This is a genomic window from Nostoc sp. 'Peltigera membranacea cyanobiont' 210A (assembly GCF_002246015.1).
Lineage (GTDB): Bacteria > Cyanobacteriota > Cyanobacteriia > Cyanobacteriales > Nostocaceae > Nostoc.
In genome coordinates this window covers 765,255-788,116 of sequence record NZ_NOLJ01000003.1, presented here as the reverse complement: position 1 = coordinate 788,116, position 22,862 = coordinate 765,255, and the positions used below count along the sequence as shown (strand labels likewise).

Annotated in this window: 17 protein-coding genes and 2 pseudogenes; 15 read left to right on the top strand and 4 right to left on the bottom strand. The window is 44.0% G+C overall.

All coding sequences use genetic code 11. From position 1 onward, the window contains the following. Window positions 1-43 precede the first annotated feature (43 nt). From CDG76_RS12570 to CDG76_RS39605, 11 genes and pseudogenes are all read left to right on the top strand, one after another. The gene (locus CDG76_RS12570; protein WP_094349326.1) at window positions 44-250 is read left to right on the top strand and encodes a heavy-metal-associated domain-containing protein; all 207 of its coding nucleotides are present in this window, start codon (window positions 44-46) and stop codon (window positions 248-250) included. A gap of 44 nt (window positions 251-294) precedes the next feature. Beyond that, window positions 295-2,007: a multicopper oxidase family protein gene (locus CDG76_RS12565; protein WP_223265221.1), complete on the top strand. Its 1,713-nt coding sequence runs from the start codon at window positions 295-297 to the stop codon at window positions 2,005-2,007. A 283-nt stretch (window positions 2,008-2,290) separates the two neighbouring features. Further along, window positions 2,291-3,829, top strand: a complete 1,539-nt coding sequence (locus CDG76_RS12560; protein WP_094349324.1) for a phytoene desaturase family protein — start codon at window positions 2,291-2,293, stop codon at window positions 3,827-3,829. Window positions 3,830-3,940: 111 nt separating this feature from the next. Beyond that, window positions 3,941-5,209 (top strand): FAD-dependent oxidoreductase, encoded by a 1,269-nt coding sequence (locus tag CDG76_RS12555; protein WP_094349323.1) that lies wholly within the window; start codon window positions 3,941-3,943, stop codon window positions 5,207-5,209. An 11-nt stretch (window positions 5,210-5,220) separates the two neighbouring features. Further along, the gene (locus CDG76_RS12550; RefSeq protein ID WP_094349322.1) at window positions 5,221-7,668 is read left to right on the top strand and encodes a phosphoketolase family protein; all 2,448 of its coding nucleotides are present in this window, start codon (window positions 5,221-5,223) and stop codon (window positions 7,666-7,668) included. A 94-nt stretch (window positions 7,669-7,762) separates the two neighbouring features. Further along, window positions 7,763-8,140, top strand: a pseudogene (locus CDG76_RS12545) (phosphoketolase); the annotation flags it as partial. A 31-nt stretch (window positions 8,141-8,171) separates the two neighbouring features. Continuing rightward, window positions 8,172-9,782, top strand: a complete 1,611-nt coding sequence (locus CDG76_RS12540; protein ID WP_094349321.1) for an oleate hydratase — start codon at window positions 8,172-8,174, stop codon at window positions 9,780-9,782. 72 nt (window positions 9,783-9,854) lie between these two features. Continuing rightward, complete coding sequence (locus CDG76_RS12535; protein ID WP_094349320.1) at window positions 9,855-10,409, top strand: HdeD family acid-resistance protein; 555 nt, start codon at window positions 9,855-9,857, stop codon at window positions 10,407-10,409. Between the two features lie 131 nt (window positions 10,410-10,540). Beyond that, window positions 10,541-10,666 (top strand): hypothetical protein, encoded by a 126-nt coding sequence (locus CDG76_RS39060; RefSeq protein ID WP_262984323.1) that lies wholly within the window; start codon window positions 10,541-10,543, stop codon window positions 10,664-10,666. Between the two features lie 348 nt (window positions 10,667-11,014). After that, window positions 11,015-11,245: a hypothetical protein gene (locus CDG76_RS12530; RefSeq protein ID WP_223265220.1), complete on the top strand. Its 231-nt coding sequence runs from the start codon at window positions 11,015-11,017 to the stop codon at window positions 11,243-11,245. A gap of 62 nt (window positions 11,246-11,307) precedes the next feature. Then, window positions 11,308-11,544 (top strand): annotated as a pseudogene (locus CDG76_RS39605) (ISKra4 family transposase); the annotation flags it as partial. A gap of 92 nt (window positions 11,545-11,636) precedes the next feature. Here the strand turns inward: CDG76_RS39605 and CDG76_RS12520 are convergent. From CDG76_RS12520 to CDG76_RS12505, 4 genes are all read right to left on the bottom strand, one after another. Further along, the gene (locus CDG76_RS12520) at window positions 11,637-12,452 is read right to left on the bottom strand and encodes a DUF928 domain-containing protein (protein ID WP_094349319.1); all 816 of its coding nucleotides are present in this window, start codon (window positions 12,450-12,452) and stop codon (window positions 11,637-11,639) included. 56 nt (window positions 12,453-12,508) lie between these two features. After that, the gene (locus CDG76_RS12515) at window positions 12,509-14,887 is read right to left on the bottom strand and encodes a CHASE2 domain-containing protein (RefSeq protein ID WP_094349318.1); all 2,379 of its coding nucleotides are present in this window, start codon (window positions 14,885-14,887) and stop codon (window positions 12,509-12,511) included. Between the two features lie 370 nt (window positions 14,888-15,257). Beyond that, the gene (locus CDG76_RS12510) at window positions 15,258-16,409 is read right to left on the bottom strand and encodes a DUF1822 family protein (protein WP_094349317.1); all 1,152 of its coding nucleotides are present in this window, start codon (window positions 16,407-16,409) and stop codon (window positions 15,258-15,260) included. A 58-nt stretch (window positions 16,410-16,467) separates the two neighbouring features. Beyond that, the gene (locus CDG76_RS12505) at window positions 16,468-17,667 is read right to left on the bottom strand and encodes a sigma-70 family RNA polymerase sigma factor (RefSeq protein ID WP_094349316.1); all 1,200 of its coding nucleotides are present in this window, start codon (window positions 17,665-17,667) and stop codon (window positions 16,468-16,470) included. 334 nt (window positions 17,668-18,001) lie between these two features. Between CDG76_RS12505 and CDG76_RS12500 the strand changes: the two genes are divergently transcribed. The 4 genes from CDG76_RS12500 (at window position 18,002) to CDG76_RS12485 (ending at window position 22,687) form a co-directional block, all read left to right on the top strand. After that, window positions 18,002-18,349 (top strand): hypothetical protein, encoded by a 348-nt coding sequence (locus CDG76_RS12500; RefSeq protein ID WP_094349315.1) that lies wholly within the window; start codon window positions 18,002-18,004, stop codon window positions 18,347-18,349. 350 nt (window positions 18,350-18,699) lie between these two features. Then, window positions 18,700-19,254, top strand: a complete 555-nt coding sequence (locus CDG76_RS12495; RefSeq protein ID WP_094349314.1) for a hypothetical protein — start codon at window positions 18,700-18,702, stop codon at window positions 19,252-19,254. 504 nt (window positions 19,255-19,758) lie between these two features. Then, window positions 19,759-20,187, top strand: coding sequence for a hypothetical protein (locus CDG76_RS12490; RefSeq protein WP_094349313.1), 429 nt, complete (start codon window positions 19,759-19,761; stop codon window positions 20,185-20,187). Window positions 20,188-20,467: 280 nt separating this feature from the next. Beyond that, window positions 20,468-22,687, top strand: a complete 2,220-nt coding sequence (locus CDG76_RS12485) for a peptidase domain-containing ABC transporter (protein ID WP_094349312.1) — start codon at window positions 20,468-20,470, stop codon at window positions 22,685-22,687. Window positions 22,688-22,862 lie beyond the last annotated feature (175 nt).

Here is a 22,862-nt window from a genome sequence, read left to right as displayed (position 1 = left end):
AGTTTTTCTTAACTGAACCACACAAAAATAAGGATTTGACATTATGAAACTCCAACTAAAAGTTCCTGGAATGACCTGTGGTGGTTGTGTAAACACCATCACTCAAGCGATTAGAACAGTCGATGCTAAAGCTACCGTTCAGGGCGATCCAAAAACCAAAATTGTATCAGTGGAAACTCAAGCCTCAGAAGCTGCCATCAAGGATGTAATTACGGCGGCTGGCTACCAAGTGGCGGGAGCAAAGTTCTGAACCGACAAGACAACCTCACTGATGTATTCATAAATGAGAGCGATATGCCGATTAAAACCACTCACCAACATCCCCTAGCCCGCCGAGATTTTCTTAGAGGGACTCGACTTGCAGCCGGATTTGTTATAGGAAGTGGAATTCACAGCCTACTATCCAGTTGTTCGCCTCAATCTTCCACCGCAAAAATAGCTAAGGGGAACACCGTAGCCCGTGGCCCGAGTGCGAAATTCATTCCCGATATTGAAATCAACCTGAAGGCTGCACCGACAACGGTTCCAATCTTGCCGGGACAAACGACCCAAGTTTGGTCTTACGCAGCAAAACTTGTCAAAGGCGACCCAAACAACTTACAAATCATTCCCGATAGTTATTTAGGCCCCATTATTCGCGTTCGCCAAGGTCAGCGCGTGCGGGTCAACTTCCAAAATGCCCTTCCTCAAGGGCAAGCCAGCATTGTGCATTGGCATGGATTAATTTTACCAGAGGAGATGGATGGACATCCTCGCTTTGCAATTCAGCCTGGACAGACCTATGTCTACGAGTTTGAGGTTATTAATCGGGCAGGGCTAAACTGGTTTCATCCTCATCCAGACGGGCTTACAGGGGAGCAAGCCTATGCTGGCTTGGCGGGGCTATTTATAGTCACGGATCAAGAAGAAGCGACCCTGAATCTACCCACCGGGGCTTATGAGATACCGATTGTGCTACAAGATCGTACCTTAGATGCCAATAATCAACTCCTCTATCTCGGCAGCAAAATAGGTATCCCCCGTAATAGCAACATGGGCGGGATGCAACAGGATAACTCAGGTCAATCCAGCAATGGTATGGGCGGCATGAGCAGCATAATGGGCTTTTTGGGTCAAAAGATATTTGTGAATGGTAAGCCCAACTTCACACTTTCTGCGGCGACACGAGTCTACCGCCTTCGCATCTTAAATGGATCTAATTCACGTATCTACAAGCTTGCGTGGAGCAGTGGCGATCTACTGACCATCATTGGCACTGATGGTAGCTTACTGGCTCGACCTACCGAACGAAAGTATGTCATGTTAGCGCCAGGTGAGCGGATTGATGTTTGGGCAGATTTCAGCAAGTTGAAAGTTGGGACAGAAGTTTCTCTAAATAGTCTGGCTTTTTCGGGAGCAGAAAATGTAGGAGGTAGCAGCATGAGCGGCATGATGAGTTCTGACAATGCCCCGGAACTTGGTTCAGCGATGATGCTATTCAACGTCAAGATTGAGCGCAAAGAAAAAGAAACTCTGCGACTCCCCAATCAACTAACGAATCTACCACTATTGCGTCCAGAAGATGCCGTTAATGCCGCCCAGCCGCGTCCTATTGAGCTTTCTCTCAAAGGTATGAAATGGGTTCTCAATGGGCATCTCTTTGAAATGAATACCGCAACGCCACAGGAAACCGTAAAGCTAAATTCTATTGAACAGTGGGAGATTATCAATAAACTCAACCCCGGAGCCGTGATGGATGCGAAGGGCATGGCGCACCCTATCCATCTACACGGCGTGCAGTTTCAAGTCATTAGTCGGGAAGTGCTGCCAGAACTTGCCGCAGGATGGCAAACTGTCAAGGATGGCTACGTAGACGAGGGCTTGAAAGATACTGTAATGGTAATGCCGGGTGAGCGAGTGAAGCTGCTCATGAAATTTGAGAAATACAGCGGCTTATTTACATACCACTGCCATACCTTGGAGCATGAAGACGCTGGCATGATGAGGAATTATCGAGTCAAGGAATAACTGAGGCATCTATCAGACTAGTTAAAAGGGACTAAATCTCCGTTATTAAAATTTATTTAAAGGAAAAAAATGAGTCACCTAATTATTGTCGGTTTCAAAGATCAGTTTAAAGCAGATGAAGTTCTTATCAATCTGATGAAAACTTGAACTACAGTATTTAACCGTATTGACCGAGTAAGCAGTTGATTGTGCAGATTACTGCCCTCTCACTGGATGTCCAATTCTCAAGCTACAGGCGCTATAGCGATCCTGTAAATATGTTTATTGTTCGAGGAACTCTTTTATGAAACCGGATTACCTGATTGTCGGCAGTGGTTTATCAGCATTGGTCTTTGGTGCTTTAATGGCAAACTCTGGTAAGACCGTGCAAATCCTCGAAGCCCATGAGCATCCAGGGGGCTTTGGTCATACGTTTACGATGGCTAAAAAATATACGTTTAATGCCCAATTTCACTATGTTTGGGACTGCGGTGAAGGGCAAACCGTCAATCGGGTACTCAAAAAACTGGGCTTGGATCGGGAAGTGACCTTTGAGCGGTATGATCCCGATGGCTTTGATCATATGCGAATGCCTGAACATACGTTGGATATTCCCTCGGAGCCAGAGGAACTGATCCAGCGATTGTCTAATCTGTTTCCTGCTCATAGCGATCGCATTCGCCAATTTGTCAACGAAGTGGAAAAGACTGGTGCAGGCTTGAAAAGACTCGCTCCGCCGATCAAACCAATTGAACTATTCAGCCATGCAAGTGAAATATTCTGTACCATCCAGCATCTCAACAGCACACTTCAGGATGTATTTGACAAGTTTCAGCTACCCCAAGCTGCCCAAACTCTATTAGCCCTGCAATGGCTTGATTTTTTACTGCCCCCAAATCAACTCTCCTTTTATGCCTGGGTCGCATTGTTCCGAGGCTATCAAGCAGGCGCATTTTACCCAACCCAGCATTTTGAGCATGTGATTAATTCATTGGTTAGTGTCATCGAATCGCATGGAGGACAGGTGTTACTCAACCATGAAGTCACGAATTTTAGAGTCACAGACAGAACGGTTACAGGAGTTCAGGCGATGGATCTCACTACCCATCAAACCCATGAATTTACAGGTGATACTGTGATTTGCAATATTGACCCCAAAAAAGCCGCCAAAATGATTGGTGAGGAAAAGTTCTCCAAAACTGTACGCCGAAAACTCAACTATGAATATTCGGCATCTAACTTCATGGCTTATTGTGTCGTCAAAGATATCGACCTCCGAGACTATGGATTTGGCAAGTGGAATCTCTCGCATACTGGGCATCACGATCTAAATGAAGCCTTCGCGCAGATGTATGAGCGCCATGACTTTTCTAATCCTAGTTTTGCCATCACAACGCCCACTTTACTTACAGAAGCAGGTCGGGACTGCCCAGAGGACTGTCAAATTGTCGAATTCCTCACCGTTGCTAATTACGACTATTTCAAGCAATTGCGGGAGAGCGATCGCAAAGCTTACAGCCAGAAAAAACAAGAAATCTTAGACTCCATCCTGGATGTCGTGGAAGAACACTATGTGCCAAATTTTAGAAAACACATGGTTTTTCATATCACAGGCAGCCCTACTACCAATGAGCGTTTTTGCTGGTGTCCCAATGGAAATTCCTACGGCTCCAGTCTAACCCCGCGCAATATGGGTCTAGGGCGACTGAATCACGAAACCTCCCTTAACCATTTTTATTTCTGCAATGCCTCATCGGGCTATCCGGGCTTTGCTCCCACATTTTGGACTGGGGCATTGCTCTATCAACGATTATCGGGCGACGTGCTTTTAGGCAACGGCTAAACAGGCGATGTCTACGATGGTCACTGAGCCTTGTCGTTGGCGCAGCCTCTCCTAGAGAAGTGCGGGCGTAGCTGCGGCGTATTATCCATTTCATAAACTTAGAGGTCAATTATGAGAATCGCTGTTATTGGTGGCGGAGGCAGTGGGATGGCTACAGCTTACCTGCTTGATAAAGAAGGGCATTATGTCACCGTGTTTGAGCGGCAGCCCATGTTGGGAGGGCATATTCGGACACTCAACAAGAACGTGAAACCGAACCAAGCCGATTGCGATGAAATTTTGGAAAGTGGGGTACTCGAATTTCCAACTGTGTTTTACAACTTCATCGCGCTGATGCAAGAGCTAGGGGTAGAATTAGAACCCGTTGATATTGGTTCAGCAATGTTTCTCAAAGATGGCAGCCACTTTCTATCGGCAGTCACAATCGAGAAAAACTTCGCAGGTATCCACGGGCTGATCGAACAGTTACGCCTCGATACCATCTATGCCCGTTCTGCTGGATTATGGCTGAGAACGCGATTTGCTAACTTGCAAAATTTGTCCAATCGTCCGCTGTCGGAATATTTGGAAGGCCCCGGTAGCCGCGATACCTGGCTGAAGTTGGTGGTTATGTATAGCTATTCAATCCCATTTGAACTGATTGATGATTTTCCAGCAGAGTTGGCGATCCCTACTTTACGTGACTATCTCGCGGTCAACTGGGTCAGAGTTAAAGGCGGTGTGTATTCTTACATTGAAAAAATCCTGGCGCGATTTAAGGGTGAAATTGTGCTGAATGTAGAGATTGACCGTATTTCCAGAAGCTCGGATATTGTCAAAATTGTGCGCTCGACGGGTGAAATTCAGGAGTTTGATAAAGTCGTGTTTGCTACGCCTCCTGACCAGGTAATGGCGCTGTTAGCAGACCCAACCGATGCTGAAACCAAACGGTTTTCTGCCTGGAAAGCCAACCATGCAACGACCTTAGTTCATAGAGATATTTCCATGTACGCCCGACATGGTATTACACAACCCTCAGAGTTTGATTATTTCCAAAAGCCAGACAGTCGCTGGGGCTATAACAGCTGCCTAAATCAGCTTTGCGGTATCTCGTCGCCACAGCATAATTTTTTATCATTCCAACTAGAGGAGTTGATTGCACCCGATCGCATCATTCACATTCAGAAACACCATGCCCCGATGTATACCACTGAATCCTTTCGATACCGGGATGAAGTCGTTGCTACCAATGGAGAGAACAATACCTATCATGCCGGAGCCTACCTTGGGGATGGCTTACATGAAGGAGCGATCGTCTCTGCCTTTCGAGTCGCTCAACTGATTGGGTCAAGCCTTGAGTCTAGCTCCTTGACCCAAAACAAGGAACTAAATTTTTATTGAAGTGAGTAACTATGCGTTTCTCAATTCTGCCGACTCCTGCCAATTCTGAAATTTCGATCCAACAAGTCCGGGCGGCTCATCAGGCGGAGCTAGACGCGATCGCGCGTTATTGTCGCCTAACGAATTACCTTGCGGCGGCTCAAATCTACCTGAAAGACAATTTTCTACTCAAGCAACCCTTAAAGTCGGAGCATATCAAAGACTGTCTGCTAGGACACTGGGGCACTTGCCCTGGCATTAACTTGATCTATGTTCACCTCAATTGCCTGATTCAGCACCATGACATCAGCCTTTTCCTCGTCGCAGAGGCAGGAGACGGAACACCTGCAATGTTGGCAAACCTTTACCTAGAAAGGTCTCTCCAGGCGTTTTATCCCGAACTGACCCTAGATGCTAATGGACTGGCAACCTTAATTCGCGGCTTTTCCTCTCCCTGTGGTTTTCTGAATCACGATTATGCAGGTGAAGAACTCGGTTATGCTCTCGCTGTCGCTTTTGGGGCAGTCATGGATAATCCTGACTTGATTGTGGCTTGCGTTATTAGCGATCAGGAAGCAGAAACAGGAGCGACAGCTAATGCCTGGGATAGCTACAAGTTGATCGATCCAGCAAAATCTGGCGCAGTGCTGCCGATCTTGCACCTCAATGGCGATCAGACTTCAACTGCCGCTATCTACGCTGCAATGAGTGATATTGAACTTCAGCAACGATTTACAGGCTACGGCTATCAAGTCCGAATTGTTGACAGTCAGAAAAATCAGTTTGACAAAGATTCCGCGACTCAAAATGCGCTCGATCTAAATGCTGATCTTTATGGCTCACTCGATTGGGCATATCGAGAGATTTGCAGAATTCAGCAAGCGGCACGTTTAGGGCAAGCGATTACTCAACCCAAGTTTCCTTTATTGATTGTGCGATCGCCCAAAGACTGGACAGGCATCCAAGAAATTGATCGAGCGTCGATCAAGGAGTCTCATCGCTCTCACCAAATTCCTGCCAAAGATGTAAAGACCAATCCGCAACAGTTGCAGCTTCTAGAAGACTGGTTACGCTCTTATAAAATTGAAGAATTGTTTGACCAGCAGGGTTGCCCGATTCGAGAGATTCTAAATCTTTGCCCCCAAGATAAGCAACGCATGGGCTGTCATGTTCACATATCTGGTGAAGGTGTCTACAAGCCCCTAAATTTACCGAATATCTTTGACTTTGCAATTCCAATTCAAACAAAGTCCTGTTCACATGAAGAAGATCAATTCAGCAGTACAGAACAGATTGGAAAGTACATCAAAACAGTCATTGAGCAAAATCCACAAACGTTCCGTATTTTCTGCCCTGATCAGCTAGAGTCGAGCAATTTATCAGCCTTACTAGAAGTCAACCATCACAATGCTCATGGTTCCATTCAGTCTGATGATTTGCAGGTCAGTTTGAGAAAAGAACGGATGCTGGAGTTTTTCAGCCAGCACACTTGTCAGGGATGGCTTCAGGGCTATCTGCTTACAGGTCGGCACGGACTTTTTCTATCGCATGAAGCGTCTTTAAACAGCATTATCAGCATGGTGAACCAGCACGCCAGGTTCCTGAAACTGTCCAAAACATTACCGTGGCGTTCGCGAAGCGTGGGCTTTGCCCAATCATCCGTCGCCTCTCTGAATTATTTAGCAGTTTCAACCCCGTGGCAGCAGGAATACAGTGACTTTTCTCAGCAAAGCTCTAGTTTTATCAATGCTGTGCTGACGCAAAAAGCGGAAATCGTGCGAGTTTATCTACCGCCAGATGCAAACTGTTTGATCACGACGATCGCGCACTGCTTAAACACGACCGATCAGATTAATCTCATCCTTACCAGTGCTGATCCGATGCCGCAATGGTTAACGATGGCTGAAGCGATCGCGCACTGTCGGGCAGGTGCTTCAATTTGGCACTGGGCAAGCACTGATGAAGGCATCGATCCTGATGTAGTGCTGGTTGGAATTGGCGATCGCTCCACAGTTGAAGTAATGGCAGCCGCTCACATCTTGCGGGACGAAATGGCAGCACTGCGGGTGCGGGTGGTAAATGTCACCGACCTGCGAGTGTTGGAAGAAGACGCGGAAAATTATCAGCATTTAGACAAGGAAATGTTTGAAGCATTGTTCACGCGCGATCGCCCAGTCATTATCAACTTTCATGGCACTCTCGCAGTTTTGGAACAGCTATTTTTTGGTCGTCCAAATCCTGACCGCTTTCAACTCAATGGCGATCGAGGCGAAGTCATCCCCTCGTTTGCTCAGAATCTGCGTCACGGCACTTCACGCTTTCATTTAATCATCCAGGCGATTCGGCTGGCAGCCCCGCGCAATCCCGTTGTTGCGGCACGAGCGAGTGAACGAGTGCATTACTACAGGCATATTTTAGCAGAGCGATATCGTTCGAGCCAGAAACTGGGGGGCGATCGGGCATCACCTAGCTTGTCGTAATGCTGCACCCATGATGAGTTGGAAAAAGATTTAATTCGTTACTGTTCCAATCGCTCTTGAAATTTCACTTGTAAACTTGTACTTATTACCTAACATGACAGTTACTACTGCGATCGCGCCCAAAACCCTGACAACAGAACAACTGCGAAAGATTCATGCTTACTGGCGTGCTGCGAACTATCTTTCAGTTGGTCAAATTTATCTCCTCGATAATCCACTCCTGCATGAACCGCTCAAACTAGAACACATCAAACCTCGACTGCTTGGACATTGGGGTACAACTCCAGGTCTTAACTTTATTTACGCTCATTTCAATCGTGTGATTAAAGCGCAGGATCTCAATGTTATTTATGTTGCAGGTCCAGGTCATGGAGGCCCAGGAATCGTTGCCAATGTATATCTTGAAGGAACTTACAGTGAGGTTTATCCCAATATTTCGCAGGATATCGAGGGGATGAAGCAGCTTTTCAAATTGAAATCTTCATCACGGCAGGGCTATTAATATGTCACTAACGAATGAACTCCTTCAGAATCCTGGAATACTCAAAAAGGAATTTAATGCCTATCTGTTGGGTGGTGGTATCGGCTCTTTGGCAGCCGCAGCTTTCATGATTCGCGACGGCGGACTCTCTGGCGAAAATATTTTTATCCTAGAAGCAAAGCCCCTCCTGGGTGGGAGTTTGGATGGAGCCGGGAACCCTGTAGACGGTTATTCTATGCGAGGAGGACGGATGTTGACGACTGACAATTATGAATGCACTTGGGATCTTTACAAGTCGATCCCCTCCCTGAGTTATCCCGGAAAAACGGTATTTGACGAAACTATGGAGTTCAATGAGCAGCACAAGTCAAATTCCATGGCCCGTCTCGTTGACAGCCGACGGGCGAAAGTCCCTGTGAATTCGATGGGCTTTTCCATGCACAATCGTCAAGAGTTACTGAAGCTCACCCAAGCTGGTGAAGCCGAGTTGGGTGCTAGTTGTATCACAGATTGGCTTTCCCCTGAATTCTTCGAGACTGAATTCTGGTATATGTGGGCTACTACGTTCGCCTTCCAGCCGTGGCACAGTGCTGTTGAATTCAAGCGTTACTTGCATCGCTTCATGCTGGAATTCTCTCGGATTGAAACCCTCGCAGGGGTTAAGCGAACCATCTACAATCAGTACGATTCATTGGTTCGTCCATTGCAGAGTTGGCTCACAGCCCAAGGTGTCCATTTTATCCTAGATTGCAAGGTGATGGATCTGGATCGCAACACCGAAGAGGGCAAGTTTGTGGTGACAGGCATTCATTATCAGCAGAATAGTGAAAGTAAAACCATTGCAGTTAAAAACAGCGACCTAGTTTTTCTGCAAAACGGATCTATGACAGATGCCTCAAGTTTGGGGTCAATGACAAATGCACCTGAGAAGCTGACCAAACAGGACAGCGACAGTTGGATTCTATGGGAAAAGCTGGCGGCGGAAAGCCCAGATTTCGGGAATCCTTCTGCATTCAATAGCAGCATCGCCGAGTCTCTCTGGGAGTCTTTCACTGTCACGCTTAAAAACCCCGCATTCTTCAATAAAATAGCCGAATTTAGCGGCAATCAAGCGGGGACTGGCGGACTCATTACGTTTAAAGACTCAAATTGGCTGATGTCCATCGTCCTCGCCTATCAACCCCATTTTATAAATCAGCCTGCTGATGTACAGGTCTTCTGGGGATATGCCCTTTTTCCCGATCGCGTGGGTGATTTTGTTTCCAAGCCGATGAGCGAATGCAACGGTGAAGAAATTCTTCGGGAACTCTGCGGTCATCTGCGATTCGATCTGGACATCGTGGAATCGGCAAACTGTATTCCTTGCAGAATGCCGTACATCACAAGTATGTTTATGCCTCGTTTACGCACGGATCGACCGTTGCCGATCCCTCGTAGCTCAAAAAACCTCGCTTTCATCAGCCAGTTTGTTGAAATTCCTGATGATGTCGTCTTCACGGTCGAGTATTCGGTGCGAGCTGCTCAGATGGCAGTCTATGAATTCCTGGGTATCAATCGCCAGATCCCACCTATCTCGCCTCATGACAAGTCACTGCGAGTGCAATTTGAGGCTTTAGTCAAAGCATTTAAGTGAGTTTGCCTAAGCCTCTTAGGGAAATCGGCAGACTCAATGGAGCCAACAATATCCATTTAAAAGGAGATCAACATGAGAGTTATTGAGCCTAAAACTGATGAGCAAGTTGTTAGCTCTGGATGGACAACCGCGATCGCTATTCTAATGATCGTGTTGGGCATCATTGCGATTGCATTTCCTTTCTTTGCCAGCGTTGCTTCAACCTTACTGTTTGGCTGGATATTCATCTTTGCCGGAATTACTCAAATTGTTTATGCCTTTCAATCAAGAGGTGCAGGTCAAGTTATTGGGAAGCTAATTCTAGGTCTTTTGTATCTCCTGGCTGGAATTCTCGTGGTGGCAAATCCGCTCGGAGGGTTGCTGGCCTTCACGTTAGTGTTGGGCATTACCATTTTTGTACAAGGCATCATTCAAGTAGCGATCGCATTTCAAATGCGCCGGATTTCACCTAACTGGGGATTGATGCTTGTGAGCGGAATCATCGGTATTATTTTCGGTATTTTTGTTTGGTCTAACTTTCCGTTTAGCGCAGCTTGGCTAATTGGCACTTTCATTGGAATCAATCTCTTGTTCGATGGAGTTTGGATGCTGACTCTGCATTCAGGACAGCGACGGGCTTTCCAGTAAAGAAGCAGATTCTAGACAAAATTATTCTGTCAATCGCCCTCCAAAGCTTTGAAGCAACAGTAATCGGGTAACTAAGAAAAACTTTTTTTAGTACCAAGTCATACAATCGCCAATTTTTCACAGTCGCCAATGTGCAATATCACCATGAACTGACATTTTTAGAACCACGGCTCAATCGTCAAACTGCCCTTCTCGCCACAGATGCGATCGCTGAGGTGACATTATCGAATATCACGCAAACAAGGATAGACCTGTGACAATGAAATTTAGATTTTTGCTATCAGTAGATAGTCAAGACTTTTAGCGATCGCTTTATCCATAAATTTAGGCTAGATGCGCTACTACGTTCGCATTTCCAGCCCGATCCTGGGAACGAGGATATCAAATCAGTTCTATACAAAAGCGAATCAAGGAATCAAATGATTAGTCATCAATCTCAAGCGACGCAATCAGCACGTTAAAACCAGCAAAGCCTGACTATGCAGGAATTTTTATTTGTTTTAATACTATCAGCTTTAGCTGTTGTCAGTAAACAGAGAGAAACACGGATTGCAGTTAGTTGAATCTAAATTTCAACAAAACCTTGAGATCGGAAGACGCTCATTATGAATAGAAAAAAATTTATCGGCATTGCTGGCGGGACAATGATTGCAGTCGGGACAACATCTTATTTGTTGAGTGATAAAAGGAATCTTTTAAGGGCGGATATAAAACCAGAAAACGATAACAAAAAAACTCTCAAACCGGATGAAAAAGAAATTCTGTTTCTCGCCTCCCTCGCGCCGAGCGGTCATAACACTGGGTGGCGCGGAATGCTTACGGCAAAGACAATGTGATGAAAAATGATTTCAGAGAGCGAGGCATTGATAACGTTAAAAAGGAAGTGTCGGTATCGGCAGGTTGGATTCTCATTACCAGTAAGGACAATTCAGTAGCGACACTGCTCGAAACCGGCTATAGGCGGTTTAGCCCATTATTAGAAAAGTGCTGTTTATTACTGGCAGCAAACGTTTCATTCCAAGATGCTGAAAAAGACATCTTGGTCATGACCGGGATAGAAGTAGGTCATAGCACCTATCATCGCCAAGTCCAGAAGGTGGATACATCTCCCCCGAATGTCAAGCAGAAATTAACTGTCAAACTAACAGTTAAAAGACTTCTATAGCAGTTAAAAATGAACGGAATTTGCCTGAGCGACTTTTGCAAAAGGTCTATTGCTCTGCTGTGCTACTTTGCCTTAGCTTCGCAACATTTTATCAAAGGTTGTTTAGCTAAATTCTCTAAATCTACGGATTGAAGCAAATTCATCCACTCCACCGCTAGAGTTGGATCTTCAGGTTTGCTAAGACGTAATTCAGCCAAAGTAGTCAAGGCATCGTACCAAATACCATTCTCGGCATAAAGGTTTACCCGTTGCTGAGGAGTTGCTTGCTTCAAGCTATCTACTAATTGAGGATTTGGATTGACTCGTTGCACCCATCCTTCCACATACTCTCGTTCTGGAGGTTGTTGGGGATTGCAAATGACTTTTATCTTAAAAAACCAGTGATACATCTTGTCTACTTGCAATGGGGGAGTATTTGCGTTTAAGCGAATGCTAATAATTCCTGGTACTTCTGGTATTGTTACTACTGTTCGGTAAAGAGTTTGACTTTGTTTACTTGACTCATCTTTGACAACAAACTCAATGGAATCAATTAGAGATTTTTGATAGGGGACAAAAAACCAAAAAGTTGGATATTCTTCATTTGTCAAACCCCAAACTTTAGTAACAGCAACAGCTTGTGTTTGTCCTTGATTTACTGTCTCTTTGTATACAGGTACAAGTGCAACTATAGACTTATTACCAACACCACAACCACGACTTGCAGCCCCGCCGCGATCGCCTGCTGCACCCCTGTCTGGAGGAGGCGGAGGAGGCGAAAATTTCTTAGGAGTGGCTGCAACTGGTGTCATCCCAATCATGGGAGAATAGCCGATAATTCCCCATAAAGTCATTCCGAATGCCGCGATTAATTGTATTTTTTGCCAATAGCTTTTCATAAAACCTCCTAACTCATACTAAACGGCGATTTTCATGCTTCCAATTGGAGTTATTATTAATTTTTAAATTTTATGTTTAAGTAAGTTGTAGCTATTAAACTATTACCTACTAAAGCCAACATAGCAGGAATGAGGGGAACCCAACAACTATATACAATTAAAAATATAAAACAGCTAACGTATAAACTGATAATAGCTATTCCTCCTGCCAAGCTTAAGTAAATGAATCGGTGCAGATAAGCAGTAAATAAACCGCCTAAAAAAGACCAACCCCAAACCCAAATTACCTCACCCCAAAGTGGCCAAGTCCACAACAGAGGTTGTCCGTCCAAAGCAGCCCTGAGCAGTTGACTGACCATTTGGGCTTGTAAAAATACTCCTGGTATTGCCTGTAATTTTCCTTGAGGAGTGATGTAGGGAGTTAACCAGTAATCACCAAAAGTTTCTGCTGTTGTGCCAATAATGACTATTTTGCCTTTGACTGCATTGGCATTTAGCTTACCCGTTAGCACTTGTTGTAAGGTCATAGTTGGTGCGTTGGCGAAGCCTGCCGAAGGTATCGCTTCTGGGGAACCAGAGGAACGATAATTTAACAAAGTTTGGTGTCCAAAAGCGTCAACTCCTTGATAACCCCCGGTATGAGCTTCTATTGGTTTAAATCGCTGCTTCCCTAATTGCCATGCGCCATCAGGGGTAAATTCCAACTGAATTCCCTTAGCGTACAGGTAACGCAGTGCAAGTTGAACATTGAGAGCATAGGGTGCAGTACAAGGAGATGAGGGCGCAGGAGTTAAGGCTAACAGATGGCGACGCACGACATTATCTGAATCGATGGCAATATCGCTAAAACCGAGATTCTGTGAAGAAAGTTCTGAGGGTGGTTTCACACCTGGTTTTCCTGTTTGGGAATCGCTGAGTTGACACACACCCACAAAGCGATCGCTTTTTCGCATCCTTGCTGCCAATGCTGGATAATTCTTATCCACTGGATAATCTCGGTATATATCCAAACCAATAACTTGTGCTTGATATGTCTCTAATTTTTCTAACAGTTGGGCAAGTGATTTGTCTGACAACGAACCTTGAGGTTTTTCCGGTTTTTGCGCCTGAACATCTTCTTCAGTCACAGTGACAATCAGTAGGCGTGAATCTGGTTTTTCAGGAGGACGCAAGCGTACCAGTTGGTCAAATGCACTTAACTCTAATGGTTGCAGCACACCCAAATACCTTACCCCGATTAATATTCCAGTTACTACCATGCTCGCCAGTAAGATCGATGAGAAGCCAAGCCGATTTGTGGTTTCTCTAACAGGCGTGGTTTGAGACAAAGATGCAGGAAGATTGGGTGTATTTCTAAACAATTCCCCCCAATTCAACGGCATCTCAGCCGGATTTTGAAAGATGACAGGCAACCATGTAGCGCAGGGAAATTGGTTTTCTAGTCCCTGTAACCTTTCTCGTGCTTCCCTGACGGCTAAATACAACGAGTCTCCCCGTGCGAAGGCTTCCAAAAAATACTTTAAAAACTGTTGCGCCACGCGATCGGGTACAGGTTCTCGCATCACGATAATTTGAGGAATATGTAAATCTGCAAACTCCCATGCCAATCCCAAACCATCACAAGAATTGAAAATCGCTAGTTTTAGACCTCGCTCTACTGCCTTTTTTAAGGCATACTTTAACTGGCTAATTGTGAGACTTTCAGTTTGATTGATATAGATTTTTCCTGTTTGATTCGTTTCCTGAGTGGAACTATGTCCGGCAAAAAATAGAATCTGCCAATTCTGCTCCCATAGTTGGTCAGTCAGGTCAAGGCATTGTGGTTCAACTAAAAAAGTTATATCTGTATTGGGTAACAAATTAAGTAGCGCCTGGTCTGCTTTGGTATCAATACCTTGACTGTTACCCAAAATCGCTAAGATTTTTACTTTGTCGGATGTAGTTGCTATGCGGTTAAGGTTGACTTGTTCGTAGCCAGGAGCGCTCAGGGCTATTTCTGCCTGGGGATAGCGTTCTATCAAATCCCAAAGATGCCAGGGAAATTTCTGTAATCGCAAGTCTTTGGTTTGTAAAAGCATCCGAATATTATCCGCAAGCATGAGTTTTTCTAACAATTTCTCGCGGATAGAACGAAAGGAATCGGAAGCAAGCCAAGCATTAAAACTTACTTTAAATTCCTCACTCACCTGCTGGCAGTATTCTAGGCTGGGGGCTTGGTTAAGTTCTTTAGGTAAACCAATCGGACGGGATGGCAACTTTAAATTACGATAAATAGATTGCCAACGGTGATAATCGCGGAGAATTTCCGGGTTGGGGGGAAGCTCACCTGTGATTTCCACAGTCGGGCGGACATTTTCATCGCCAATCTGTAGAGTCACGGTAAACCCTTGTTCAAAGTTTCCCTCCCCTAACTTTAAGATGATTAACTTGTCCACAGCTAGTTCTCCCTAGATGTTGAGTATACCCGTTGGGGTAGGGCACTGCCCATTGGTGTAAACTTAAGCCGAAAACTATATCAGACAGGCGTTTTGCAAATCCCTCACGCCCTCATCCCCTAACCCCTTCTCCCAAGGGAGAAGGGGAATTGAATGTCTAGCTCCCCTCTCCCCAAGGGAGAGGGGTTGGGGGTGAGGGCAAAACGTTGTCACCAAGCGGGTTTCACGTTAAATTAACACCTATGGGCACTGCCGTGCCCTTACACCCTGCTATATCTATCTTGGTTGCTAAATAGGTTGCTGTGTGTAGTTAAATTCAGTTTAAGAGTAAATAATAGAGCCTAAACGTGAAGATTTTTGAAGGTAAAACTTAAAACCGCAAAATTTCTCGGTCATAGTCTTCAGGAGTGGGTTCTATTTCCCAAACTAATCCTTCTCCTAGTTCCAAAATTACTTCCAAATACAACATATCTACAGGAGTTGTTGCCGTATCTTGATTATTTTCAAAAGCTTGTAAGTCTTCTGTTAGTAGTCGGAGCTTAAACCCAGCCGGAATTTGACCACCAGGAGTTGCACTTCGCAATTCAAAACGCCAAACATAATCCTCAGAAGCGCTTTTTGGGAAAATGCGTAACTCGTATGTTTGCTCTGCAACTTTTATTTGCCGAGACAAGCCTAAAACGGGTTCTGCACTCCGCATTCCGGCAGGTACCACAACGAATTCTCTTTTTTCCCATCCCCACTGTTGAGCTAAATTGGCTACTCCTGTCTGCAACCATTGCGGAATCGATCGCTGTATGAGTAAACCCTGACGCAGTTCATACAACTTTTTTCGCCAACCGCTATGCGCCAAGAGCGCGCCCCAGAGTGAAAATGGAACTGCCAAACGCGGAAATTTCACATCGCGATCGCCCAATCTTTCTAAAAGGTTTTCTGCCTGGGTTTTGGCAATAGAATCTAAAGGTGCAATCTCAGCACGTAAAGTTTCTTGCTGATTAAGTTGGCGTGTAACCCACAGCACATTAATATCTGGAATTAAATCTTCTTTTTCCAAGCTGTAAGTGCGATCGCCAGCATCATAAACCCCTTTTGTTTTCAGAATTTGATGGGTTGTATAGCCAAAAATCTTCATCCAGCCATCATCGGGATTGACTTGTACTGCTATGTAATAGTCAGCAACCCACTCTGGAATATCTACCCATTCTTGCGGTACGCGTAACTCATCGTCATCCATCGCCAGGGTGGGAATTAAGACCAAGCGATCGCGATCGAAAGTAATAGCTGTGCCATTGACTACTTCCCAAAAACTCGGCAATGCCGCACTGTGAGGATAAACCCTGGCGGTGGGAGCAATTTCCTCCTGGAACCAAGGCAAAAATGCTTGCAAGCATTTTTGATTTATCCACCCACGTTGACAAGCACCAGCTGTTGAGTATGGTTGTTCTTGCACTTCTGGAAATTGAGTAATTTCCAAGTATAAATGCTGTGAGTCAATAGTGAATGGGGCAGGTGGGTTCAACATAAATAATTCTAGAATGGCTCCATATAAAGACCATATTAGGGAGAGGGAAGAGACAAAATTATTTCTTGTCTGCTGATTGAATCTGGGTATGGCTATATTGGACTTTGAGCCATTCCTCTAAACTTGTGTTTATGGCATCTACTACGTCGGATTTAGGGGAAATATGCAAGGTGTTTTGACTCCATTGCGTGAGAGTCAGGAGCAATGACTTTTTAATGCTGCTCAGGCGACGGGAAACAGTATATTGCTTAATTTGTAACTGGGCAGCAATTTCTTGTTGAGTCAGTTGTTGAACGTAGTAAGCTTGTAGTACTTTTTGGGACTCAGCATCGAGTGCGGCGATCGCTTGGGACAAAACTTGGTTTAACTGAGCTTGCTGCGATCGCATATTCACCGCTTCTTCCTGCTCAATAATTTCCGTTAGTAAAGATGTTTGCAAATCTACAGGCAATATATCTAATAAATTACCCTCATCTTCTTTAAGCGGAGCGTCTGTGGAAACAAACTTAGGATAGAGGAAAGTACGGGCAGCTTTCGCAGCAGATAATACCCAGGTTTCTATGGTTTGCTGGTTGATTGCAGCAGTGGGTGAACTCAATCGGCTGAAACGTTCTGCATTATAAAGATTACTAATAGCCTGCCAAGTCCGAGCATCTGGCTTGGGAAGCTGACGAATTTTTGTATTGTCACCCGTGTAAAGTTCCTTAAAGCATTCCCAAGCTAAAACATAACTCTCGATGCTTTCTTTGTTAAATCCGGCATTTTGTAATGACTGCACTAGTCGTTTGCGGCTGAGTTTATGCAATAAAGCCCAGTCTGAGCAAATGTCTGCTTCCCGGTGTAAGCGCAGTGCATCTTTGATAATCGATTCAAAAGTTAATTCTGCATAGGCTTTTAAATGCGAACTGTATTGGGGGTTGAAATTTTTGAGTATTCTGTTAATATGAGCGATCGCCATCTGAAAACAATCGGCTACAGACGACTGCGTGGGAAAGTTGAGGGCGAATTTTCTGGCAGTCCAATAGCACACCTCTTGTAAATAAGCAGAAATATGTGCAAGTGCCACAGCACTAGATTGAGTCTGCCAAACTCTATACCAGTAAAGCGCCCAAAAGGTATCTGATTTCTCAGTTGACGACTCTAGGCAAACTTTCATACTGCGTCGCAGTTTGGCATCTGTTGCCCAACCACTAAATTGATCTACATCAAATTGCACAAAGGTAGAAAAGATTTCAACAATGCCCTGTCGGGGTTGCATGGAATACTTGCCGCTGTTTGAAACATAGCTGATTACAATTATACAGCCAGATGGACAAAACCTAATTCCTTGCTGCGTAAGGATTTTACAGATTTTTCAAAAAATTTTCCGATCTCAGTGCATAAAGACTAAAAGTCATCGTAGAGAGTGATATGCAGAGAAGTTCATTTAAAAAGATGCTTTCTTTGGGGAATAGCGGAATCATTGAATAAGTTCGTTAAATACAGAACAAAATTTCGATGGTTACAAGCACAAATTCATCCCACAAATATGCAACTTCTTAAAAGTTACCTAATTATCTCTGCATCACCTAATTAACAAAGAGAGAAAAACCATGTTAACAAATCAAACCTGCCTAGAATCTTTTGGTTTAATTGAAGAACTTGACGAACAAGCTGCTGAAACAATTAGTGGCGGTTACGAAGTTTTTGAAGTTAAAAACACAACGGGATACAATATTCCCTACACTGTCGATGGTACAACAACAGGCGATCCAGCACCAGGCTCCGATCGTATATGGACTGCTTACAGTGGAGGAATCATTGAATTTGACGCTGACGGTCGAAGTGGCTACGAGCTATACAAAAAATACGATTTGTCCGATGGAGGAGTGTATGAGTTTCAAGACAACACAACAACTATTGGCAATCCATACGATATCGAACTCTATAAGGTAGCCTAATCTGCACTTCTCAAGTTGATTTACTGATTTGAATTTCCGAGGTTAGATTGTCCTATCTCGGTTCAGATCAAAGAGCTAACTACTCAAAAATCTGGGCTAAAAAGCTGAATATAATATAACGTCGGGGCAAGTGCCCCGATTTTTTCATGCATAAGGATTTGCCCAGTTTTTCAAAATAGTTCTGCTCCAAGTGCATAAAAACTCAAAGTAGTCGTAAAGAGTGATATGTAAAGACATTGAACTAGTAAGTACTACAAAAAAGATGCTTTTGTTGGTTGGTTAGTTGCTAAATTATTGGATAATTTCGTCAAATACAGAACGGTTAGTTATTTATCAAGGAACACAAATTTATGACCTCAACTACAACTTATACTTACGATGCCAATGGCGATGTAATATCTAAGAATATAGATACCAACAGTGATGGGACAAAAATACCTTCGCCAAAAAAAGAGAAAGTTAAAAAACTCGGTTTTGGATTATCAACACTTGTAGCCCTGTCAGTGATTCCGATTTCAGTTGTAACCATGCCGTTAGTGCTAAACCAGCCAGCGCAAGCTCTATGTATTGCCTCTAGCGACTTCAATGGAATTTGGCGTTCGGATGACGGAGGCACCTATTACGTTAGGCAAATTGGCAATGAAATTTGGTGGCTGGGAATGAGCGCTGATGATGGCAGAACCTGGACTAATGTATACAAGGGAACAAGAATTGGCGATACGGTTATCGGGCAATGGGCTGATGTCCCTAGAGGTGGAATCCGCTCTGGAGGAATTCTTAATTTGAGTGTTCCACCAGGCTGGAACGGAAGTGTCCCAGAATTTAGCAGAAACTACGTTACTGGAGGTTTTGGCGGCTCTAAGTGGTTCAAACCGTGCAATGACGTAATTCTCAACCCTATTTAGCCGAATTAATTACGAACCTGATATTATATGGCAAGCGCAATAGCTTTTTAGCGCGCCACCAAATGATCTACATCAAATTGCACAAAGGTAGAAAAGATTTCAACAATGCCCTGTCGGGGTTGCATAGAATACTTGTCGCTTTTGTCTCTATAGCTGATTTCAATTATACAGCTATAGGGACAAAAGCTAATTCTTTGCTGTGTAAGGATTTTACAGATTTTTCAAAATTTTTCTGCTCCAAGTGCATAAAGACTAAAAGTCATCGTAGAGAGTGATATGCAGAGAAGTTCATTTAGAAAGATACTTTCTTTGGGGACTAGCGGAATCATTGAATAAGTTCGTCAAATGCAGAACAAAACTTTGATAGTTACAGCCGCAAATTCATCCCACAAATATGCAACTTTTTAAAAGCTACTTAATTATCTCTGTACGATCTAATTAATAAGGTAGCCTAATCTGCAATTCTCAAGTGTATTTAGTAAATTACAATCAAGGAGAAAAACCATGTCAAATATTACTTCTACTGCTAGCGCTACTGTTGTTGCTCAGGAACAACATTTTACTAACCTAACGCCAGAAGAAGCGTCTGTTATTGAAGGGGGTTATACACTCAATGTATATAGTCTAGTTTGCGCCGCAGATGGTGCAGATCCTTGGTATAAAGGCAAAGACGATGTCTATGCTAAGGTCACTCTTGACGGCATAACCACTAACTACGGTGTAGGTGATATGGGTACAGGAGATGCTAAAAACCTACTTTGGGAATTTAACTTCTTTGAAAATGCAGAAATCAGCTTTTTCGATAGTGATTGGCCAGATTCTGACGACCCTTTAGGCAGTATTTCCGTCTCCGGGCTAACAAACGGTCTGCAAAAACCCACTATACGTGGGAGCGGTTCTAGATACAAAGTATTCTACGATGTCACCGCTTGAAGAGGTTACAAACCGACCTGAGTAATACCATTTTGGATTTTAGATTTTTAGAGAAGTCTGAGCGCCGACTTCCAGCAATTAGAACTTCGGAGATTTTGGATTGTAAAAGAGTTAGTGACTAAGCTTTTGAGCGATTCATATATCACAATCATTTTTCAAATTGGTAGAACTTTCTAGAAATAGCCCATTACTCAGATGTTTAGGTTTAACAAACTAAATATCATCTCTAGTCGGGGTTTTCTCCCCGACTTCTCTTTTTCCATTACCATTCGTCTTGACAATGAAATACCAAATAGTCCTCCAACACACAGAAGAAGACTGCGGTGCTGCGAGTCTTGCCACCATTGCCAAACATTACGGGCGCACATTTACCCTCAACCGCATCCGAGAAGCCGTAGGTACTGGTTCCAGAGGAACATCCTTGCTGGGATTGAAACGGGGTGCAGAAGTACTAGGATTCAACGCCCGCCAAGTTAAAGCTAGTCCCCAATTAATCGACCAATTAGATCAAGCTCCCCTACCAGCGGTTATCCACTGGAAAGGCTACCATTGGGTTGTATTATACGGACAAAAAGGCAAAAAATACGTCATTGCCGACCCTGGTATTGGTATTCGTCACCTTACCCGTCAAGAGTTAATGGCGGGTTGGAATAATGGCGTAATGTTACTGCTGACTCCAGACGACAGTCGTTTTTATCAACAAGAATCAGATAAAATTGGCGGACTGGGAAGATATCTGCAACGGGTTTGGCCTTATCGTTCTATTCTCGCTCAAGCGATCGCCATTAACATCGCCATTGGACTACTTTCTTTAGCATCTCCCTTCATGATGCAACTCCTCACCGATGATGTCTTAGTAAGAGGTGATACCCAACTACTAACCACCGTCGCCATTGGCGTTATCGCCATGAACTTAATTAGAAGCGCCATTAGTTTAGTCCAATCTCACCTTATCGGTCACTTCGGTCAAAGATTGCAATTAGGACTAATTCTAGAATACGGACGCAAACTCTTACATTTACCCCTATCCTACTTTGAAGGACGACGCAGTGGCGAAGTTGTCAGCCGCATTGCCGATGTCAAAGCCATCAATAACTTAGTTTCCCAAATTGTCCTCGGATTACCCAGTCAATTCTTTATTGCGGTAATTTCCTTGGCTTTTATGCTCTTTTACAGTTGGGAACTAACTCTCGCTTCCATAGTTGCATTTATGGTTGTCACAGGTGTTAACCTGCTTTTCTTACCCGCGATGCGCCAGAAAACCCGGAATTTAATTATTTCTGGTACAGAAAACCAAGGCTTTTTGGTAGAAACATTTCGCGGCATCCAAGTATTAAAAACTACCCAAGCCACTCCCCAAGCTTGGTCAGAATACCAAGGGAATTATGGTCGCCTCGCCAACTTGGGCTGGAGTATGATGAAACTGGGACTGTATAGCAGTACAGTTACTGGCATTCTTTCCACCTTTATTAGTATTGGCATCCTTTGGATGGGTAGCTATTTAGTCATTAATCGCACCTTAACAATCGGTCAATTAATGGCATATAACGGCATGAGTGGCAACTTTCTCGGCTTCTTAGGTGCTGCCATCGGCTTAGTAGATGAGTTTATCACAGCCCAGATAGTCCTTCAACGGATGACAGAAGTTATTGACGCTACCCCAGAATCCGAAAATGATTTTAAAAAGCCTTGGGCACAAATTCCTGGAAATGCAGATATTACTTGCACTGAACTTAACTTTCATCACGCAGGTAGAGTTGACCTCTTACAAGATTTTTCCTTAACTATTCCTGGCGGTAAAGTTATTGCTTTAATTGGCAAATCGGGCTGTGGTAAAAGTACCCTGGCAAAATTGCTGACTGGCTTATATAAAGTCGAGTCTGGCAATATTCGTTATGGTTTATATAATCAGCAAGACCTATCTTTAGAATGTTTGCGTCAACAAGTGGTATTAGTTCCTCAAGAACCCCACTTTTGGAGTCGTTCGATTATTGATAACTTCAACTTTAGCTATCCCCATATTAGTTTTGAAGAAATTGTTAGAGCTTGCCAAATTGCAGGTGCGGATGAATTTATTAGCAAACTCCCTGATAAATATCAAACTGTTTTAGGAGAATTTGGGGCAAATCTTTCCGGTGGACAACGCCAAAGATTAGCTATAGCCAGAGCCATAGTTACTCAGCCACCAGTCTTAATTTTAGATGAATCCACGGGCGCACTCGACCCAGTAAGCGAAAGACAAGTATTAGATAGACTTTTATCCCATCGTCACAATCAAACGACTATTTTAATTAGTCACCGTCCCAAGGTGATACAGAGGGCAGATTTAATTGTATTTTTAGAACAAGGACGCTTAAAAATCCAAGGGACACCAGAAGAATTGCGCTCTTTACCTGGCGAACATTTAGATTTCTTAGATGATATTTTTCCCTCTCATAATGGGTTGGCGCTGATATCTTCCCCGGCTCATCATAACGGCAAGACTGCCACTATTAATTAAGATAGCAATCCTAAATCATATCATCTCCGCCAAATTACCCATAATAAAAGAACCCCACCNCCCAACCCCTCCCCGCAGGCGGGGAGGGGAGCTAAAGCGCAGCTTTGGCGGGGTGGGGTTCCGGGTATTATGCTTAATTGCCCGGACATGAATAGCAGTTGTCAAAATCTCTGTT

Coding starts and splice junctions, on each gene's coding strand:
- CDG76_RS12570 (WP_094349326.1), top strand. CDS start 44: ATGAAACTCCAACTAAAAGTTCCTGGAATGACCTGTGGTGGTTGTGTA.
- CDG76_RS12565 (WP_223265221.1), top strand. CDS start 295: ATGCCGATTAAAACCACTCACCAACATCCCCTAGCCCGCCGAGATTTT.
- CDG76_RS12560 (WP_094349324.1), top strand. CDS start 2,291: ATGAAACCGGATTACCTGATTGTCGGCAGTGGTTTATCAGCATTGGTC.
- CDG76_RS12555 (WP_094349323.1), top strand. CDS start 3,941: ATGAGAATCGCTGTTATTGGTGGCGGAGGCAGTGGGATGGCTACAGCT.
- CDG76_RS12550 (WP_094349322.1), top strand. CDS start 5,221: ATGCGTTTCTCAATTCTGCCGACTCCTGCCAATTCTGAAATTTCGATC.
- CDG76_RS12540 (WP_094349321.1), top strand. CDS start 8,172: ATGTCACTAACGAATGAACTCCTTCAGAATCCTGGAATACTCAAAAAG.
- CDG76_RS12535 (WP_094349320.1), top strand. CDS start 9,855: ATGAGAGTTATTGAGCCTAAAACTGATGAGCAAGTTGTTAGCTCTGGA.
- CDG76_RS12530 (WP_223265220.1), top strand. CDS start 11,015: ATGAATAGAAAAAAATTTATCGGCATTGCTGGCGGGACAATGATTGCA.
- CDG76_RS12520 (WP_094349319.1), bottom strand. CDS start 12,452: ATGAAAAGCTATTGGCAAAAAATACAATTAATCGCGGCATTCGGAATG.
- CDG76_RS12510 (WP_094349317.1), bottom strand. CDS start 16,409: ATGTTGAACCCACCTGCCCCATTCACTATTGACTCACAGCATTTATAC.
- CDG76_RS12505 (WP_094349316.1), bottom strand. CDS start 17,667: ATGCAACCCCGACAGGGCATTGTTGAAATCTTTTCTACCTTTGTGCAA.
- CDG76_RS12500 (WP_094349315.1), top strand. CDS start 18,002: ATGTTAACAAATCAAACCTGCCTAGAATCTTTTGGTTTAATTGAAGAA.
- CDG76_RS12495 (WP_094349314.1), top strand. CDS start 18,700: ATGACCTCAACTACAACTTATACTTACGATGCCAATGGCGATGTAATA.
- CDG76_RS12490 (WP_094349313.1), top strand. CDS start 19,759: ATGTCAAATATTACTTCTACTGCTAGCGCTACTGTTGTTGCTCAGGAA.
- CDG76_RS12485 (WP_094349312.1), top strand. CDS start 20,468: ATGAAATACCAAATAGTCCTCCAACACACAGAAGAAGACTGCGGTGCT.